The organism is Solirubrobacter pauli, from assembly GCF_003633755.1.
Lineage (GTDB): Bacteria > Actinomycetota > Thermoleophilia > Solirubrobacterales > Solirubrobacteraceae > Solirubrobacter > Solirubrobacter pauli.
The window spans coordinates 917,714-935,158 of sequence record NZ_RBIL01000002.1 but is presented as its reverse complement, the minus strand read 5'-3'; the positions used below and the strand labels follow the sequence as shown (position 1 = coordinate 935,158).

19 protein-coding genes are annotated in these 17,445 nt (G+C 76.3%); 13 read left to right on the top strand and 6 right to left on the bottom strand.

All coding sequences use genetic code 11. The features are described from left to right. Nucleotides 1-111: 111 nt before the first annotated feature. Nucleotides 112-246: a hypothetical protein gene (locus C8N24_RS35425; RefSeq protein WP_281272665.1), complete on the bottom strand. Its 135-nt coding sequence runs from the start codon at nt 244-246 to the stop codon at nt 112-114. Nucleotides 247-561: 315 nt separating this feature from the next. Here C8N24_RS35425 and C8N24_RS24110 point away from each other — a divergent pair, with 315 nt between their 5' ends. The 5 genes from C8N24_RS24110 to C8N24_RS24090 all read left to right on the top strand — a co-directional run bounded on the left by C8N24_RS24110 (nt 562) and on the right by C8N24_RS24090 (nt 5,721). Beyond that, the gene (locus C8N24_RS24110) at nt 562-804 is read left to right on the top strand and encodes a hypothetical protein (RefSeq protein WP_121254957.1); all 243 of its coding nucleotides are present in this window, start codon (nt 562-564) and stop codon (nt 802-804) included. Between the two features lie 127 nt (nt 805-931). Then, nucleotides 932-3,589 (top strand): helix-turn-helix transcriptional regulator, encoded by a 2,658-nt coding sequence (locus tag C8N24_RS24105; RefSeq protein ID WP_121254955.1) that lies wholly within the window; start codon nt 932-934, stop codon nt 3,587-3,589. 83 nt (nt 3,590-3,672) lie between these two features. Continuing rightward, nucleotides 3,673-4,965: a condensation domain-containing protein gene (locus C8N24_RS24100; protein WP_121254953.1), complete on the top strand. Its 1,293-nt coding sequence runs from the start codon at nt 3,673-3,675 to the stop codon at nt 4,963-4,965. A gap of 127 nt (nt 4,966-5,092) precedes the next feature. After that, the gene (locus C8N24_RS24095) at nt 5,093-5,464 is read left to right on the top strand and encodes a hypothetical protein (protein WP_121254951.1); all 372 of its coding nucleotides are present in this window, start codon (nt 5,093-5,095) and stop codon (nt 5,462-5,464) included. Next, the gene (locus tag C8N24_RS24090) at nt 5,461-5,721 is read left to right on the top strand and encodes a hypothetical protein (protein ID WP_121254949.1); all 261 of its coding nucleotides are present in this window, start codon (nt 5,461-5,463) and stop codon (nt 5,719-5,721) included. The genes C8N24_RS24095 and C8N24_RS24090 overlap by 4 nt, the downstream gene beginning before the upstream one ends. Nucleotides 5,722-5,763: 42 nt before the next feature. On the opposite strand, the gene C8N24_RS24085 is transcribed toward C8N24_RS24090, so the two are convergent. Further along, nucleotides 5,764-6,090 (bottom strand): hypothetical protein, encoded by a 327-nt coding sequence (locus C8N24_RS24085; protein WP_121254947.1) that lies wholly within the window; start codon nt 6,088-6,090, stop codon nt 5,764-5,766. Between the two features lie 187 nt (nt 6,091-6,277). Between C8N24_RS24085 and C8N24_RS24080 the strand changes: the two genes are divergently transcribed. Then, a complete protein-coding gene (locus C8N24_RS24080) occupies nt 6,278-6,532 on the top strand; it encodes a hypothetical protein (protein ID WP_121254945.1) in 255 nt (84 codons plus the stop codon). Between the two features lie 4 nt (nt 6,533-6,536). On the opposite strand, the gene C8N24_RS24075 is transcribed toward C8N24_RS24080, so the two are convergent. Beyond that, entirely contained in the window at nt 6,537-8,120 is a 1,584-nt protein-coding gene (locus tag C8N24_RS24075) for a PHA/PHB synthase family protein (protein WP_147447961.1), read from the bottom strand. 171 nt (nt 8,121-8,291) lie between these two features. On the opposite strand from C8N24_RS24075, the gene C8N24_RS24070 reads away from it, so the two are divergent. The 4 genes from C8N24_RS24070 to C8N24_RS24060 all read left to right on the top strand — a co-directional run bounded on the left by C8N24_RS24070 (nt 8,292) and on the right by C8N24_RS24060 (nt 11,702). After that, the gene (locus C8N24_RS24070) at nt 8,292-8,564 is read left to right on the top strand and encodes a hypothetical protein (RefSeq protein WP_121254941.1); all 273 of its coding nucleotides are present in this window, start codon (nt 8,292-8,294) and stop codon (nt 8,562-8,564) included. Between the two features lie 866 nt (nt 8,565-9,430). Continuing rightward, nucleotides 9,431-10,555 carry a hypothetical protein gene (locus C8N24_RS34265; protein WP_170179372.1) on the top strand — a complete coding sequence of 375 codons (1,125 nt, stop codon included), beginning with the start codon at nt 9,431-9,433 and terminating at the stop codon, nt 10,553-10,555. Beyond that, nucleotides 10,552-10,869: a hypothetical protein gene (locus C8N24_RS34260; protein ID WP_170179371.1), complete on the top strand. Its 318-nt coding sequence runs from the start codon at nt 10,552-10,554 to the stop codon at nt 10,867-10,869. Before C8N24_RS34265 ends, C8N24_RS34260 begins: the two co-directional genes overlap by 4 nt. Nucleotides 10,870-11,006: 137 nt before the next feature. Continuing rightward, complete coding sequence (locus C8N24_RS24060; RefSeq protein WP_170179370.1) at nt 11,007-11,702, top strand: class I SAM-dependent methyltransferase; 696 nt, start codon at nt 11,007-11,009, stop codon at nt 11,700-11,702. Nucleotides 11,703-11,769: 67 nt separating this feature from the next. On the opposite strand, the gene C8N24_RS24055 is transcribed toward C8N24_RS24060, so the two are convergent. Continuing rightward, the gene (locus C8N24_RS24055) at nt 11,770-12,039 is read right to left on the bottom strand and encodes a hypothetical protein (protein ID WP_121254935.1); all 270 of its coding nucleotides are present in this window, start codon (nt 12,037-12,039) and stop codon (nt 11,770-11,772) included. 248 nt (nt 12,040-12,287) lie between these two features. Further along, on the bottom strand, nt 12,288-13,577 hold the full coding sequence (locus C8N24_RS24050; protein WP_121254933.1) for an acetyl-CoA C-acetyltransferase: 1,290 nt from the start codon (nt 13,575-13,577) through the stop codon (nt 12,288-12,290). 138 nt (nt 13,578-13,715) lie between these two features. Between C8N24_RS24050 and C8N24_RS24045 the strand changes: the two genes are divergently transcribed. The 3 genes from C8N24_RS24045 (at nt 13,716) to C8N24_RS24035 (ending at nt 16,127) form a co-directional block, all read left to right on the top strand. After that, nucleotides 13,716-15,338 (top strand): hypothetical protein, encoded by a 1,623-nt coding sequence (locus C8N24_RS24045; protein WP_121254931.1) that lies wholly within the window; start codon nt 13,716-13,718, stop codon nt 15,336-15,338. A gap of 103 nt (nt 15,339-15,441) precedes the next feature. After that, complete coding sequence (locus tag C8N24_RS24040; protein WP_121254928.1) at nt 15,442-15,627, top strand: hypothetical protein; 186 nt, start codon at nt 15,442-15,444, stop codon at nt 15,625-15,627. A gap of 11 nt (nt 15,628-15,638) precedes the next feature. Continuing rightward, nucleotides 15,639-16,127 carry a CAP domain-containing protein gene (locus C8N24_RS24035; RefSeq protein WP_121254926.1) on the top strand — a complete coding sequence of 163 codons (489 nt, stop codon included), beginning with the start codon at nt 15,639-15,641 and terminating at the stop codon, nt 16,125-16,127. A gap of 58 nt (nt 16,128-16,185) precedes the next feature. Here C8N24_RS24035 and C8N24_RS24030 read toward each other — a convergent pair whose 3' ends face one another. Continuing rightward, a complete protein-coding gene (locus C8N24_RS24030; protein WP_170179369.1) occupies nt 16,186-17,370 on the bottom strand; it encodes a S1 family peptidase in 1,185 nt (394 codons plus the stop codon). Nucleotides 17,371-17,445 lie beyond the last annotated feature (75 nt).

The following is a 17,445-nucleotide window of genomic DNA, read 5'->3' as shown; positions in this document are numbered from 1 at the left end:
GGGGCCTCCGACGACCGAGCTTCCTCGCCCCGCCAGGGCTTCGCATCTGGGGCTCCCCAGTCGCCGCCCCTAGTCCGTCCCCAGCCGGGGTCGGCGCGAGGACCGCCGGCATCAGCCACGGGGCGGCTCGCACAGCACCAGCGACCCGCGCTCGAGCACCCGCGCGATCCACATCGCGCGCTCCAGCTGCGCGCGCGTGTAGCGCTCGGGGCGTGCGAGGGTCTCCACACGAACTCCTTCGGTCATCGGCGGCGTCTCCTGGTAACGGGGCGGCGCGCCGCGGTCCACGACCGTGCACCGGCGGCGCCTCCGGTCGAGCGTCCCGGCCGGCGGCAGCCCGATCCCTGGCCGATGTGCCAGAGCCCGTCGGCCTTCTGGGCCGCAGGCTCCCGCAGGGTCCGAGGGCCAGCGCGGACGCGCCCGCGGGGCAGCTTGACCACGGGGGCCGCGCGACGAGCATGGCGCTTCAGTCGGTGAGGCCCGTCGCCGTGTGCGCGACGTCCCGCTGTCGATGACCGGCGTCCGCCTCAGCCGCCGGACTTCCTTTGGAGCGAGAGAACCATGACCGCACCCCGCAAGCTGCTCGCGATCGTCCCCACGGTCGCCGCGCTGGCGCTCGCCGCGCCGGTCGGCACCGCGACCGCGGCGACGCCGGGCTCCCCCGGGAGCCAGATCCCCTGCTATCCGTTCCCGGCCTTCTGCGGCCCGGACGGGAAGCCGTGGTCGCCGTGGCCGTTCCCGTTCACGTTCCCGATCAGCTTGCTCGCGCTGCTCGGGCAGGGCACCGGCACACCGGCGCCGTGATACGCGCGCCACGCGGGCGTCGTTCCTGAGACGTACGCCCGCGGGCCGCCTCAACCTCACGGCCGATGGGTGATCTTGCCCTCCTGGCCGATGACACGTAGCCGCTCACCAGGGAAACTGTCTGACAATGCTGCTCGGACGCGACCGTGAAGGCGCGATGTTGAAGGGACTGCTGGATGACGCCCGCCGCGGTCGCGGCGGCGCCCTCGTCGTACGCGGCGAATCGGGTGCCGGGAAGACCGCCCTGCTCGACGAGGCCGCGCACGTGGCGGGCACCGCCCGTGTGGTCCGGGCGGTCGGGGTGGAGCAGGAGCGGGAGCTGCCGTTCGCCGGGCTGCACCAGCTCTGCGCCCCGCTGGTCGCCTACCTCGACCGGCTGCCGCGACCGCGCCGGGACGCCCTCGCGATCGCGCTCGGCCTGCGTGACGGCCCCGCCCCGCGCGAGTTCCTCGTGTCGGTGGCGGCGCTCGGCCTGCTCACCGAAGCCGCCGCGGACCGGCCGCTGCTGTGCCTCGTCGACGACGTGCAGTGGCTCGACCGCGCGTCGACCGAGGTGCTCGGCTTCATCGCCCGGCGTCTCGCGGACCAGCGGATCGCGATCGTGGTCGCCGTCGAGGGCGCGGAGCACACGCGCGAGCTGCACTCGCTGCCCGAGCTGCACGTCTCGGGCCTGGACCGCGCCGACGCCCGCGCGCTGCTGCGGTCGGCCGTGGTCGGCCGGATCGACGAGCGCGTCATCGGCCGCCTGACCGCCGAGACCGGCGGCCGGCCGGGAGCGCTGCTCGAGGCCTGCCGCGAGCTCTCGGCCGCGGAGCTCGCCGGCGGGTTCGCCGTCCCCCGCACCACGCCGCCGCCGGAGCCCGAGACGGACCTCGACGCCCTCCCCACGCCCACCCGGTACCTGCTGCTGATCGCGGCGGCCGAGCCCGTCGGTGACGCGCAGGTGGTGTGGCGCGCGGCGGCGCACGAGGGGATCGGCCCGGAGGCGGCCACGGCCGCCGCGGGCCTCGCGGAGTTCAACGGCTACGTGCGGTTCCGTCACCCGCGCCTGCGGGCCGCCGTGTACGCGACCGCCTCACCCGAGGCGCGCTCGGCCGTCCATCGTGCCCTCGCCGCGGTCACCGACGCCGACGCCGACGCGGACATGCGCGCCTGGCACCTCGCGCTCGCGACCGCGGGGCCGGCGGACGCGGTCGCCGACGAGCTCGAGCGCTCGGTGACGCGCGCGCACGCGCGAGGCGGGCTCGCCGCCGCCGGTGCGTTCTTCGAACGCGCGACCGCCCTGACCTCCGACCCCGCGCGGCGGGTCGTCCGTGCGCTGGCGGCCGCGCGGACGCTCCAGCGCGCCGGCGAGGTCGACTCCGTCGTCGAGATGCTGGCGGTGGCCGAGGCGGGACCGCTCACCACCTTCCAGCAGGCCGAGGCCGACGTCATGCGCGCACGGATCGGCAACGGCGACGACGCGGCCGCGCAGCTCCAGGCGATCGCCCGGCGGCTGGAGCCGCTCGACGCGCGCTTCGCCCGCGGCTGCTACCTCGAGGCGTGGGTCCGGGCCGAGTCCGACGGCGCGCGCGCCGCGATCGCGGCCGACGCGGGGCCGGCGTCGGCCCAGCAGCCGGAGACGGTCGGCGAGCTGCTGCTGCACGGCCTGGCGCAGCGGTGGACGGACGGCTTCGCCGCCGGCGTGCCGGCGCACCGCCGTGCGATCGACGCGTTCGTCGAACGGCGCGTCACGCTCGACGAGGAGCTCGACTGGCTGCCGCTGGTCTCGCGCGTGGCGGCCGAGCTCTGGGACTACGAGGCCTTCGACGTGCTCTCCGAGCGCCAACGCCAGCTCGGCCAGGACACCGGTGCGCTGGCGATGCTGCCCGACGCGCTCGACGCCCGCGCGTCGGCGCGCGTGCTGGCCGGGGACCCGAGCGGAGCCCGGGCGGCGCTGCGCGACCTGCGTCTGCGGTCGGGTGCCGTGCATCAGCGCACCGCAGGCTACGGCGCGCTCGTGCACGCGGCGTGGCGCGGTGACGATCGTGACGTCGAGACCGTGCTCGCCTCCGAGCGCCGTGACGGCGGCGCCGACTGGGCGGCCGCGCTGATCGGCAACGCCCGTGGCGAGTACGAGGAGGCGCTCGACGCCGCCGAGCGCGCCGTCGGGACGCCGTTCAAGCCGTGGGCGCTGCCCGAGCTCGTGGAAGCCGGCGTGCGGGCCGGTGAGCACGCCCGCGCGGCCGAGGCGCTCGCCGAGCTCAAGGCCATCACGGGCGCGGTGGCGACCGACTGGGCGACCGGCGTGCAAGCCCTCGCCACCGCGGTGATGAGCGACGGTCCCGCCGCCGAGGTGCACTACCGCGTCGCGATCGCCCGGCTCGCCCGCGCCCGCGTCCTGCCGATGCTGGCCCGCGCCAAGCTGCTGTACGGCGAGGCGCTCCGCCGCGAACGCCGGCGACGGGACGCGCGCGCGATGCTGCTCGACGCCCACTCGCAGTTCGTGGGCATGGACGCGCGCGCCTTCGCGGAGCGCAGCGCCCAGGAGCTGCGCGCGACGGGCAGCACGGCGCGCCAACGCGGCACGCAGGCCGGCGACGGGCTCACCGAGCGCGAGTGGCAGATCGCCCAGTGCGCGTCGGACGGGATGACGAACGCCGAGATCGGCACGCGCCTGTACATCAGCCCACGTACGGTCGAGTACCACCTGAGCAAGATCTTCGCCAAGCTCGGGATCAGCTCGCGCGCGCAGCTCGCGGGCGCGCTTCCCGAGGAGGCGCTGGAGCCCGTGCACGCGCACTGACGTGATCGGTCCCGGCCCCACGGACGGCGCCGGCGGGCCCTCTGGTCCAGCGTCTCGTGCCGGACGCCGTACACGCTGGATCCATGGCCAACACCGTTCCGCTGGATCGACTCGACGAGCACTTCCTCGTCCTGGATCGGGACGCCGAGCCATGGAACGTCCACTTCGAGGCTCTGCTCAGCGAGCGCCTCGACGCCGACCGGCTCGCGAGCGCAATCGCGGCCGCCATGCGCCGGAACCCGATCGCCCGAGCTTCCCTCGCCGACGCCCGCCCCTACGACCGTCGCTACCACTGGCGGATCGCGGAGTCGCCCGCCGTCCCGCTGACCGTCGCCGAGTGCGCGACCGAGGCCGACGTCGACGCGGCGCGCGAAGCGCTGCTGGGCCGCTCCCCCATCCTCACGACCGCACCGCCGTTCGCGGTCCTCCTCGCGCACGGCCCGGACGGCGACGCGCTGGTCCTGAACCTCCACCATGCGGCCGGCGACGGGATCGCCGCGGCGCGGTTGATGCGCTCGATCCTGCTCGCGTACGCGGGCGAGACCGATCCCGCACCGCTGCTGGACCCGCTCGCCGTGCGCGACGTGACGCAGCTCGCAGGAGCCAAGACGCCCGCGGACCGGCATCTGCGCCGCGGGGCGATCCTGCGCCACGCCGCCGCAACCGCGGTGCCACCGGCCCGGCTCGCGCGCTCCGGGGGCGAGGACCGGCCGGGGTACGGGGTCGCGCACACGGCGCTGACCGCCGCGGAGACCGACGCGCTCGTGCGCGCCCGGCCCGAGGGCGCCACGGTCAACGACGTCCTGCTCGCCGCGCTGGCGGTGACGGCGCGGCGCTGGAACGTCGCACACGGGCGCCGGGCGTGGCCGATCACGCTCACGATGCCGGTCAACCTGCGGCCGCCGGCGTGGCGGGACGAGGTCGTCGGCAACTTCGCCTCCTACGTGAGCATCGTCATGCCGATCGCGCCGCACGGCGTCCGCGCCACCGCCGAAGCGGTCGCGGCGCAGACGAGCGAGATCAAGCGCCACGGGCTGGCGGGCGTGGTCGTCGACCTGCTCGCCGGCCCGAGCCTCTCGACGATCGCCACCAAGCACCGGCTCGTCGACCTGATCCCGCTGACGGGCGACGTCGTGGTCGACACGGCGAGCTTGTCGAACCTCGGGACGCTGCCGCCACTGCCCGGTGCCGTGCAGGCGGTCCGCTTCTCGCCCCCCGGCCGGATGCCGCTCGGCGCGGCCCTCGGCGTGCTCACGCACGGCGGCCGCATGCACCTGACGCTGCGCTACCGCCACGCCGAGTTCGACCGCACCGCGGCCGAGCAGTTCCTGGCGCTGTTCCGCGGCGTGCTCGCCTGGCCCACCGATGAGGGCTAAGCGGTCAGCGCCGACCGGACGCGGGGACAGGCGTGACCCCTCCCCGCGGGCTCCAGCATCGACTGTGCGCAACCTGAACACGCAAGCGCCGTCGCGCCTCAGGCGCGCGGTGAAAGGAGACGGTTCTATGTCCACGCTCAAGCGGGTCGTGACCCTGACGGCCTTGGCCGGCGCGATCGCCGCCGCCGGACCGGTGGCCGGGGCGCACGCCGCCGCGCCGCCGGCGACGCCCCCGCCCGCGCAGGCGGCCGGCACGGCCGCCGCGATCGACGGCTGGCAGGCCGGCATCGCCGCCGCGCAGACCGGCTGGGACGCCGGGCTCGCCGGCTGGCAGGCGGGCCTCGCCGGCTGGCAGGCCGGTGCGGACGCCGCGCGGAGCGGCTGGCAGGCCGGCGCCGCCGCCGCCCAGAGCGGCTGGCAGGCCGGCGCGGCGGCCGCGCGCAGTGGCTGGCAGGCCGCGTTCACCGGGTTCCAAGGCGCGTTCGCGCCGCCGCGGTGAGCGAAGCGCCCGCGGAGGACGGGGCCGAGCGCTCCGCCTCCGCGCCGGCGCGCTCGGCGCGCCTGCTCGCGGTCGCGTCGGCCGCGTTGCTGAGCGCGGCCGCGATCCTCGGCCTGTCCGTGGTCTGCCGGGAGGCCCCCAGCTCAGGCGCCGCGCCGGAGTTCGGCGGGCCGTGGCCGGGCTGCCGACCTGAACCCGCGTGTGCGGGCGGCGGTCCTGCGCCGGTGATCCTCCCGTTGCCGGCGAGCCGGCCTTGACCAAGGTGGCGCGGCGGCTCGAGCCGCCGCGCCACCGGTCGTTCAGCGCGGCTTCGCCGAGTCGATGTTCGCCTGGATGAACGAGTCGAGCGTGCCGCCGCGCAGGATGAACGTGATCAGGCCGCCGCACTGGGCGGCGTCGCCGATCGGGTTCGGCCGGTCGTGCAGCGGGCCGTTGGGGCCGTAGGGCCCGCTGGCGCCGTACGGTCCGTACGGGCCGAACGGGCCGAGGTCCAGGACCCCGGACAGGCACACCTGGTCCGAGGAACGTGGCGTGGACGCCGAGGCGGCGTCGGCAGCGGCGGGCGCGGCCGCGGTGAGCGTCACGGCGACGCCTACCAGCGTCGCGATGCGCGTCGGTCGATGCATGGCGAGGAGCTCCTTGCCCGATGGGTACTTGTGCCTCGAGGCTGGTCGGCCGGCGAGCGCCGGGGCCTGGCCCGTCGCCGGGGTCGCGCTGGACCGCGGGCGGGCGTAGGTCGAGCGTTCGTCGGACCGGACGGGGCGGGTCCGGCGGCCAGTTCTGCCCCGGGTCGGCCGCCGCGACGCTGCCGGGATGGACACCGTCAACGCTCATCCACCGGTCCAGCCCTCCCGTGACGCGCTGATCAAGGAGGCGCTGTCCGCCTACCTCGTGTGGCGCCAGGCCTGCACGTTCCTCGACGAGGCGTGGCAGCGCTGGTGCGCCGCTCCGTCCTACGCCCGCGAGCTGCCGTTCGAGCTCTACGTGTGCGAGCTCGAGCGGGAGGCGCGCGCCGCCCGCCGCTACGAGCTGCTGCTGGCCCAAGGCGCGGCGCTGCCGAGCGCCTAGCCGCTCAGCCGTGCACGTAGCGACCGGGCGCCGGGTCCAACACCCGGTGGCGGCGGCTGCCGAGCCGCCCCGGAGCCGCACGACCCTCGCCGGAGCGATGGAGCAGCCAGTCCGCATAGCGCGGCCACCACGAGCCTTCGTGTTCGGTCGCCGCGTCGAGCCACTGCTGCGGCTCGGGGCCCGGCTCAGGGCCGGCGAAGTAGCGCGCCCGCGGCTTGCCGGGCGGGTTGACCATCGTCTGGATGTGACCGGTCGTCGTGACGACGACCTCGCTGCGGCCGCCGAGCAGCCGGGCGGTCTCGTAGCCGCAGTCCCACGGCGTGATGTGGTCGCGCATGCCGGAGACGACGAAGCTGTCGCAGGTGACGGACCGCAGGTCGACCGGGACGTCGAGCACGTCCACGCGCCCGGGCTGGGCGGCGTGGTTGTGGACGTACAGGTCGAGCAGCTCGCTGAAGAAGCGCGAGGGCAGGTCCGAGCCGTCGTCGTTCCACGCGAGGATGTCGAACGCGGGCGCGTCCTTGCCCATCAGCCAGTCGTTGACGACGTAGTTGAAGACGAGGTCGTCGGGCCGCAGCCACGCGAACGCGCGGCCGATCCGACGGCGGTCGTAGACGGCGCGGGCGTCCGCGTCGCGCGCCACGTCGCGCAGCACGTCGCCGGTGGCGAGCATGCCCATCGGGTTGGGGTGCCGCGTGTCGATCATGCTGATCGCGAACGTCGCGGAGGTCACCTGCTCCGCCTGGCCGGTCGCGGCGAGGTGGCCGAGCATCAGGCCGGTCGTCAGGCCGCCGGCGCAGACGCCGATCAGGTTGAGCGACTCGGCACCGGTGATCTCGAGGACGACGTCGACCGCGCGCAGCTGCGCCGCGACGTAGTCGTCGATCGAGCGGCCGCCGTCGGCCTGCGTCGGGTTGCGCCAGACGACCGTGAAGTACTGCAGGCCGCGGGCGACGAGGTACTCGACCATGCTCCGGCCGGGCGCGAGGTCGAGGAAGTAGTGCTTGTTGACCTGCGGCGGGATCATCAGGACGGGCAGCGTCTGCACCGAGGCGCTGGACGGCGCGTACTGGACGAGCTCGAAGACGTCGTCGCGGTAGACGACGGCACCGGGCGTGGCCGCCAGGTTCTCGCCGACGACGTACGGCCGGCGGTCGACCTGCTTGGGCAGGCCGTGGTTGCGGACGACGTCACGGGTGGCGTTGCGCGCGCCGCGCAGCAAGCTCACCCCGCCGGTGTCGAACGCGTGCTTGAGCGCAGCCGGGTTGCCGGCGAGCGTGTTCGTCGGCGCGGTGGCGTCGGCCAGCAGCTTCGCGACGAAGCGGGCGCGCTCGGCGCGGCGCCAGTCGCCCTGGTGGCGGGGCGCTTCCGCGAGCCGGTCGAGGACGCCGCTGTACGTCAGGTAGGTCTGCGCCCAGCGGCGGTACACCGGGTTCAGCGTCCAGGCGGGATCGTCGAAGCGGCGGTCGGTGGGTGCGGGCGCGACGTCGGAGCGGCCGATCGCGATCCGGGCCAGCTCGCCGGTCGCGCGCATCGATTCGGTGACGAGCCGCCGCGGGGCCACGAGATCGGCGAGAGGAGCGAGCATGCCCGGCTTGTAGCCGAGCGCGAGGAGCCGGGTCCACGCCCCGCGCGGCCGTTGGCCCAAATGGGTGATGTGGCGGTGCGAGAGGTGGTCCGGCGGCCGAGACCGTCCTAGCTTTCGGCGCCATCAGGGTCACCTCGGTCAAGGGGGTGGCCTCAAAGACGGGAGGACCTCATGAGCACTCAGACTCCGATTGACACGGACCTCTTCGGCGGCGTCGACATCCCGGCTTCGCTCGAGCGCTGGCGCCAGACCACGCGCCAGGTCACGCACCGCTACCTCGACCTCTACAGCTCGACGGTCAGCCGGCTCGCGGACGCCCAGGTCGAGAGCGCCCGGGCCGCCAAGGTGCCGGCGCTCGTGCCGATCGCCGAGAGCAGCGCCGCGATCCGGCGCGACGTCTGCGACGCCTACGTGACCACGATCCGTGACTTCATCGACTCCTGAAGAGCTCACGCGTCCGGCGCGGCGGCGACCGCCGTCCGTCCACCCGACGGTGCCGAGGCGCGCGGAGCTCGAGTGGTTCGAGTTCGACGTCCAACTACCGCCGCCCTGCGCCGCCGCGGCCTCGAGCGGGCGGACCCGACGTTCCGCCCACGCCGACGGCGCGGCGATACGCCTGGGTGACGCGACGACCGACCCGGTGGACTGACATGCCCGGACCGGGGGCCAGGGAATCGCCCGCGGGGCCGCTCGCAGCCTTGGCTGCAGCATGCCCCGCGTCTCGACCCATCGGCTCCTCCCCGGAGTCGCGGCCTGCGCCGTCCTGGCGGCCGCCGCACTGACTCTCGACACGGACGGCCACGCCGCCCGCCCCACGGTCCCCACCGACCAGGCCCGCTTCCCGGGCCTGACGACGACCCCGAACCCCCCGCTGGCCGCCCGCCTCGCGCCCGACGCGAACGGCGGGCCGCCCGGGGTCGAAGCCGTCCGCCCCTTCGCCGCAACCCCACCGGGCGGCACGACCTACGACGTGCCCACGAGCGCCCCGGGTCCGGCCGGCGAGCGCGATGACAGCGCCGGCCAGAGCGGCGTCGGCCTCCGCGGCGACAGCGGCCCTGGGAACAGCGGCGGCCGCAGTGGCCCCGGCCCTGATCGCAGCGCCGGACAAGCCGGATCTGACGGCGGCTCCGGCCCGGGCGGCGGCGGCCCTGGCGGTGGCGGCGGCCCCAGGAGCGGTGAAGGGCCCGACCCCGGCGGCGGCAACCCTGCCGACCGCGGCCCCGGCAACGGTGGAGGGTCCGGCCCCAACCAGGGCGGCGGACGCGACGACGGCGCCGGCCACGTCGAGGGACCTGGCGATCATGGCGGCGGTGCAGCCCCCGGCGGCGGGCGCGGCGGCCATGGCGGCTCCGGTCCCGCCGGCGGTGACGGCGCGGGCCCTGGCAGTGGCGGACGCGGTGACAACCCCGGCGGCGGTCGCGGCGAGAGCCCCGGCGATGGCCCCGGCCCAGGCGGCGGCGGTCGCGGCGAGAGCCCAGGCGGCGGACAAGGCGGCGGTGCCGGCCCAGGCGGCGGAGGACGCGGCGACAACCCAGGCGGCGGGGGTCGTGGTGACGGCCCTGGCCACGGCGGCGGCGGGCGCAGTGACGGCCCAGGCGGCGGGGGTCGTGGTGACGGCCCCGGCGGCGGGGGTCGTGGTGACGGCCCCGGCGGTGGCGGACGCGGCGACAACCCCGGCCACAGCGGCGGCGAAGGCGGCAGGCCTGGCGACAGCGGTGGCGGACGCGGCGACAACCCCGGCCACGGCGGCGGCGAAGGCGGCAGGCCTGGCGACAGCGGTGGCGGACGCGGCGAGCGGCCCGGCGGCGGGCGCGGCGGACGCGACGGCGGCGGACGCGGCGACCGGCCCGGCGGCGGACGCGGCGGCCACGACGGCGGCGGACGCGGCGACCGGCCGGGCGGCGGGCGCGGCGGCCACGACGGCGGCGGACGCGGCGAGCGACCCGGCCGCGGCGGCGGTCGCCACGACGGCGGCGGACGCGGCGACCGGCCCGGCGGTGGACGCGGTGGCCACGACGGCGGCGAGCGACCCGGTGGCGGGCGCGGTGGCCACGACGGCGGCGGACGCGGCGACGGGCCCGGGCACGGCGGCGCGGGCGGGGATCGGCCCGGCAGTGGCGGGCCGATCGGGCCTGGTGGTGGCGGCGTCGGGCCGATCATCGGGCCTTCTGGCGGCGGGCGCGGGCCCTCGGGCGGTGGGCGTGGACCTTCCGGCGGCGGACGCGGACCCTCGGGTGGCGGACGTGGGCCGTCCGGCGGTGCTGACGGGCCGGCGGGCGGTGGGCCGGCTCCGGGTCTGCCGGTCGTGCCCGGTCCGGGCGATGCGGTGCCCGGGGCTCCGGGTGGCGGCGCCGGCGTGCCCGGGAGCGGGATCTACGGGCCCGCCGTGCCTTCCGGGCCGGGCGTCTCCGGCCAGGCGCGGACTCCCGGCGTGAGCGTCGTCGGGCCGGGTCGGTTCGGGCCGGCGCCTTCCTCGGGCGTCAATGGATTCGTCGGGCCGGTGACCCCGGTGCGGGTCGTGCCCGGGATCGGGGCGGCCGCGCCCGCGGCCGCCGACGGCACGACCGCGCGCACTCGCGGGACGGGGCACCAGGCGGCGCGGCCGGAGCCGGTGGAGACCGGGCCGTTCGCGTTCCTGAAGCCCACGGCCAAGCAGGTGCGGTCGGCGGCGCCCTACGCGATCGCGGCGCTCCTCGTGCTGCTGGCGGTGCCCGCGCTCGTGTCGCGACGGCTGCGGCCGCGCGCGTGACGACGAGGCGATCCCCGGACGGGCCAGCGCCGACCGGCCGTTGGGCCAGTCGGCGCGGGGCCTGCGGGCCGGGACCGTATAGCGGTCCGCGCCGCGGCGCCACGAGTCTTATGCACCTACACGACCTACTGACGAACATGGCCAACGCACGCCCGCGAGGGTTGATCGCGGCGGCGCTCACCGTCCGCCAGGCAGTGCGCGGCGGCGAGCCCGACCGCGCGCGCTCACAGCTCCGCTACGGCGCGATGGCCCACAGCTACGAGCTGCGTACGGCGAGTGGCGACTTCGGTCGCCGCGAGCTCGTCGAACGCCTCGGACCGCGTCCCGGAGAGGTCATCCTCGACGTCGGCTGCGGCACGGGCCGCAACTTCGAGCAGATCCGCGAGCGGATCGGGCCGACCGGCCGCTTGATCGGGATCGAGCCGAGCCCGGAGATGCTCACGCTCGCCGAGGCGCTCGTGCGCCGACGCGGATGGACCAACGTCGAGCTGATCTGCGCCGGCGCCGAAGAGGCCGAGATCCCCGTCGTCGCCGACGGCGCGATCCTGTGCGCCGTGCACGACGTGATGCGCTCGACGAGCGCGCTCACGAACGTCCTCGAGCACGTCCGCAGCGGCGGGCGCATCGCCGCCGGCGGACCGAAGTGGGTGCCGTGGAAACGGCTCGGCGCGCTCTGGCTCAACCGCACGACCTGGCACCTGAACCGCGACTGCGTCAGCACGTTCGCGGGCTTCCAGTGCCCGTGGGAACGGCTCGCGGAGCTCGTCCCCGACGTCGAGGTCGAAGAGCGCTACGGCGGCGCCGGCTACATCGCCCACGCCGCACGCCCCTAGGACGAGGAACGACCACCGCGGCGCCGCGCCGAAGCGCAGCGCCACGGTGGTCAACCGCTCACGGGCGTCAGGACCAGGGGAACTGCCAGCCCGGCAGGCCGGGCTTCGGCGTGGGCGCCGGGCAGTTGACCGACGTCCGCGCCCGGTTGAGGACGTCGGCGAGGCCGGCCCCGCCGAAGAACGAGGTCGGCCCCCACGGGCTCAGGGCGAGCCCGAACAGGCCGCAGACGGTGGGATCCACCGTGGGTCCGGCGGGCGCGGCGTTGGCCGTCGCGACCGGCGCGGCGAACGCCAGGGTCGCGATGACGGCCGCCACGGTCGTGCGATGCGAGGACATGTCAGTCGTAGCTCCTACGTCAGCGGGCGGCCAAGGCCACCCGGGTGGTGATGAGCCTCGATCATCACCCCGGAAGGCCCGCACGTCCGCTGTCCCGGTGGACGACGGAACCCGGACCATCGACGCGGGCCGTCAGCGGGCCGGCGGCCGCGGCTTGCGCGGCGGTCGCTTGGGCGTGATCTCCCGCACCACCGGCAGCGCGAAGACGTGCCGCCCCGGCCGACGGGTGGAGCGCACCCGGATCGTGGTCACGAGTCGACCGTCAATGACACGGCCGGCCGGCCGACGTCCAACCCCGGCTGCGCCGCGAGCCGGAGGCGGGCGGCGTCGGCGGCGGTCCGCCCCGGGATCGCGTGCACGCCGTTGCGGATCACCGCCGCCTGGCCCTGGCCACCGCCCACGCACAGCGCCGCCACCCCGCGCTCGGCGTTCGTCCGGCGCATCTGGTGCAGCAGGCTGACGAGGATCCGGCCGCCGCTGGCGCCGATCGGGTGCCCGAGCGCGATCGCGCCGCCGTGCGGGTTGACCCGCTCCGGGTCCAGGCCGAGCTCGCGGATGACCGCCAGCGACTGCGCCGCGAACGCCTCGTTGAGCTCGAACACGTCGACGTCGGCGAGGTCCACCCCGGCCTTCGCGAGCGCCATGCGCACGGCCGGCACGGGCCCGATGCCCATGACCGCCGGGTCGACGCCGACCGACGCGTGGCTCTCGACCGTGCCCAGCGGCTCGAGGCCGAGCTGGACCGCCTTGCGCGCCGACATCACGACCACCACCGCGGCCCCGTCGTTGAGGCCCGACGCGTTCCCGGCCGTGACCGTCCCGCCGTCGGGGCGGAACGCGGTCCGCAGCCGCGCCAGCACGTCCATCGTCGTCCCGGGCCGCGGCGCCTCGTCGGTGTCGACGACGCGGATGCCGTGCCGCTCGACGATCTCGATCGGCACGATCTCGTCACGGAAGACGCCCTCGGCGAGCGCCTGCTCGGCCTTCCGCTGGCTTCCGGCCGCGAACGCGTCCTGCTCGTCACGCGTGATCCCGAACTGGTCGGCGACGTTCTCCGCCGTCACGCCCATGTGGACCTCGTGGAACGCGTCGGTGAGCCCGTCGCTGACCATCGAGTCGATCAGCACCGCGTCCCCCATGCGCGCGCCGAAGCGCGCGGTGGGCGCGAGGTACGGCGCGCGCGACATGTTCTCCATGCCGCCCGCCACGACGACGTCGGCGTCGCCCGCGCGGATGATCTGCGCCGCGAGCGCCGTGGCCTTCAGGCCCGAGCCGCAGAGCATGTTGATCGTGGTCGCCGGCACCTCCTGCGGGATGCCGGCCGCCATCGCGGCCTGACGTGCCGGGTTCTGGCCGAGGCCGGCCTGCAGCACGCAGCCGAGCAGCACCTCGTCGACGGCGTCCGGTGGGAGGTCGACCTGCTCGAGCGCCGCGCGCATCGCGTGAGCGGCGAGCGCCGGAGCGGGGATGTCTTTGAAGGCGCCGCCGAAGGTGCCCACGGGCGTGCGCAGCGCGCTGACGATGACGGGCTGGTCCATCCGCGGGACGCTAAGCGCGTCGCGCGCGGCCCGCCGCTGTCCCATGCGGGCGGTCCACCCGGTCCTCGGGACAGTGGCCGTCGAGCGCGATCGGGCACAGCCTTGCGGTCCAGTGTCCGCTGGAGAGGGAACCCGAGGATGAAGCGCTGCGTGCTGACGGCCGTGCTGGCCGCGACCGCTGCCGTGACCGCACCACCGGCCCAGGCGCAGGACGCCGACGCCACCGCGGTCGCCCTCGCCGACGGCCGCGTGTACGTCGGTGGCTCCGCGTTCCACAGCGGTGACCTGCGCTCGAGCGTCGTCGGCCGCTGGAACCCGCAGACCGCGGGCTTCGACTGGCTCGAGCGCGTCGAGGGCGCGCTCGGCTCCGCCGACGGGGTGACCGACCTCGTCGCCGCCGGCGGCTACCTGTACAGCGTCGGCTACGGCAACGGCGGGCTCGTCGTCGCCAAGCTCGACCCCGACACCGGCACGCTGCAACGTGCCTGCGGGCCGACCGGCGTGACGGTCAACAGCCTCGGCACGGCGATCCTCCCCGGTCGCGCGGCGGCCCTCGGCCGCGACCTGGTGGTCGTCGGCGGGACGCTCGCGCTGCCGACCCGCGGCGTCATCGCGATCGTCGACGGCGGCACCTGCACGGTGCGCGCCTCCGCGACCATCGGCGGCCCGGACGCGGCCACGAACGTCGGCTTCACGTCGGTCGCGCTCGACGCCTCCGGCGCCCCGATCGCGGCCGGCTTCTCCGGCACCGACGCCGCGCTGTTCCGCTTCGGCGCCGACCTGCTGCCGGGCGCCACGCGGACCTTCGACCTCGGCGGGCTGCTCGGCGACGCGTTCACCGCGGTCGGAGCGGCCCCCGGCTCGGGCGTCGCGGTCGGGCTCTCCGGCACCGCCCTCTACGGCCAGTGCTTCACGCTCCCGGCCCTGACCGCCGACACGCGCTGCGGCGCCGGCGGCCGGCGCGCGCTGAGCTTCGGCAGCGGCGGCGCGCCGACGGGCACGGCCGCGCTCACCCGGCTCGCGTCGGGCAGCTGGCTCGTCGGCGGCTCGCAGCTCGGCTGGGGCACGCCCGCGGGCTGGCTGGCACGGGCCGCGGTCGCGGCGTTCGAACCGGCGGCGCTGGAGCCCGCGGAGGATGTGCTCGCGCCCAGCGGCGCGCGGGTCCTGGACCCGTTCCCCTACCTGCCGTCGAGCTTCGCGGCCGTCGCGGCGACCCCCGACCGGATCGCCGGCATCGGCACCGCCGGGTACATCGGCGCGCGGCGGCCGTTCCTCTACAGCGCGCGGGCGGACGGCGCAGCGGCGGCCATCACGCCCCTGGACGGGTTCGCGACGGCCCCGCCCGCACCCGTGGAGCCCGGACCGCCCGAGCCCCAGGTCCCGACCGCACCCCCGACCGCCCCCGCCCCGCCCGCCGCAGCCAAGCGACCAGCGCTCGCCACCGCGCGCTTCTTGCGGCTCGCGAAGCGCCCGGACCGCCGCGGCGGCTTCGGCACGGTCGCGCTCGCCTGCGCGCGGGCCTGCAGCGTGCACGGCACGTACACCGCGAAGGTGCGAGGACGCACGGCGCCGCTCGGGAGCACCAGCGTGCGCCTGCGCGCCGGGAGCGCGGTCCGCCTGCGGCTCGTGCTCTCACGCCGCGGCCGGCAGCGCCTCCGACGTGCGCAGGGCCTGCCGACCGTCGTGCGCTTTCGCGTGACCGGCGAGCGGGGCGACCGCGCGCTCTTCCAGACCTCCGTCGCGCTGCGGGCCCGCGCGTGACCGCCCGAGCGGCCGTCGCTGGGCCAACGGCCAGTTTCGACGGCGCGCCGCGCTTTGCAAGCTCGACCGTGGCTGTACACAACCCCGATGAGGAGGTCGTCACATGACGCACCGCACCCACAAGGCAGTGACCCCGACGCAGGCGGATCTCGACCAGACGCGCCGGCAGTTCCTGATGGCCGTGGAGCAGATCCGCGCCCACCAGCCCGCGGCGGCGCAGCGTGACGGATCCACCCGCCGGTTCCGGGCGGCCTCCCCAGCGCCCAACCACCGCCGGACGCAGAGCTGAGCTCCCTGGCCGTGCTGGCCAGGGTCGCCGCGGTCGTCATGGCCGCGGCGGTCGTGGCCGTGCCGGCCGTGTCGTCCGCACGGCCGCGCTGCAGGGGCGACGTCGCGGCGGTCATCTGCGCGATCAACGTCCAGCGCAGCGCCCACGGCCTGCGCCTCGTGCGCGGCGACCGGTCGCTGGCCGCGATCGCCCGCTCGCACTCGGTCGCCATGGTCGCCCGCCGGCGCTTCGCCCACGGCGACTTCGGCGCCCGCGTCGCCCGCACCGCGTGGGCGCGCGGCCGCCGGTCCTGGGCGGCCGGCGAGACGCTCGCCTGGGGAACCGGTGAGCTGGCCACCCCGGTGGCCACCGTCGCCGCGTGGATGGCGAGCGCCGAGCACCGCGAGATCCTCCTGGACCCGCGGTTCCGGGTCGTCGGCGTGGGGCGCGCGTTCGGCGTCCCCGTGCCGGACCTGAGCGACCACGACGGCCGCACCTACACCGCCGACTTCGGCACCTGACCGAAGGACGCCGAGCCACCGGAGGGGCCGTTCGCCCTCCGGTGGCTCTGGACGTCGATCAGCGGACGAGGATGGACGCGCGCACGACGGCGGACGTCAGCCCGTCGCGGCTCGGACCCGCGCCGACGGTGAGCGTGTAGCGCCCGCGCCGCAGCTTGGAGAGCCCGCGGCCGCGGAGCGCGAACGCCTGGCGCTCCCCGGGCAGGTCGGCGTGGACGATCCGCAGGACGCGGGTGTCGCCGCGGCGCGAGAGCCGCACACGGAGGTAGCGGGCGTCGGTGGGCACGACCACCGAGGCGCGCAGCTTCCCGGCGCGCGCGGCGCCCAAGGAGATGCGCTCGCGGACGCGGAGGTCGCTCGGCCCGACCGCCGGCTCGAGCTCGTCCGGCTCGGCCTCGGGCTCCGGCACGGGGAACGGCACGATGCTCGGGGGCAGCGAGGGCGAGGCGGTCAGCGTCGACGTGATGAACGACGCGAACGCCGGCACCAGCGAGTAGACGACCGGGTGCGAGAGCGCGCAGGGCGGTCCGCCGTCCTGCGGCGCGTAGCTCGTGACGCCCCACAGCACCGGCTCGCCCGTGATCGCGTCGAACTGCACGAGCGGCCCGCCGCTGTCGCCGAAGCACGCGCCGGTCCGGCCCGTCGTGCCGGCGCAGACCTGCGTCTGCGGGTCGAAGTCGCTGCTGACGGTCGCGCAGTCGGCGGCGGACCAGATCTGCAGGTAGCCCTGCTGGAGCGCGGGCGTGAACTCGGTGCCGGACGTGTCGGTCGCGCCCCAGCCGGCGGCGTTGGGCCGGTCGGCGGGGCTGACGAGGTTGTCCGCGCCGGTCGCGATCCGCATCGCGGGCTGCGACGTCGGCCGTGCGAGGTGCACGAGCGCGACGTCGTTGCGGTTGCGCTCGGGGTCGTAGCCGTCCTGGACGACCCGGTCGATCGGGACCGCGTCGGCGCGCGGGTCGTCGTGGTCGGCGGCGCCGAGCGTCGCGGTCAACGTGCGCAACGGCTCGCCCGTGCGCCCTTGCGTGCAGTGGGCGGCGGTCAGGATCCACTGTGGAGCGATCACGGTCCCGGTGCACGCGTACGCCGTGTCGGCGCCGTCCGGCTTGGGGACGACCCCGTAGAGGTAGGCGACGGACGGCCACGCGGTGGCCGGCGCGACCGTCCCCCCGACGATCAGCGGGCGCGAGCGCGCGCTCGCGGCCGTAGGGACGACGGAGAGCGAGATCAGGAGCAGCGTCGCCACGAGTATGTAGCGTCTGGAAGTCACTCATCGAAGGTGCGCGGACGCCGCGCGGCGGCGCCGCCGGAACCGGCCTGC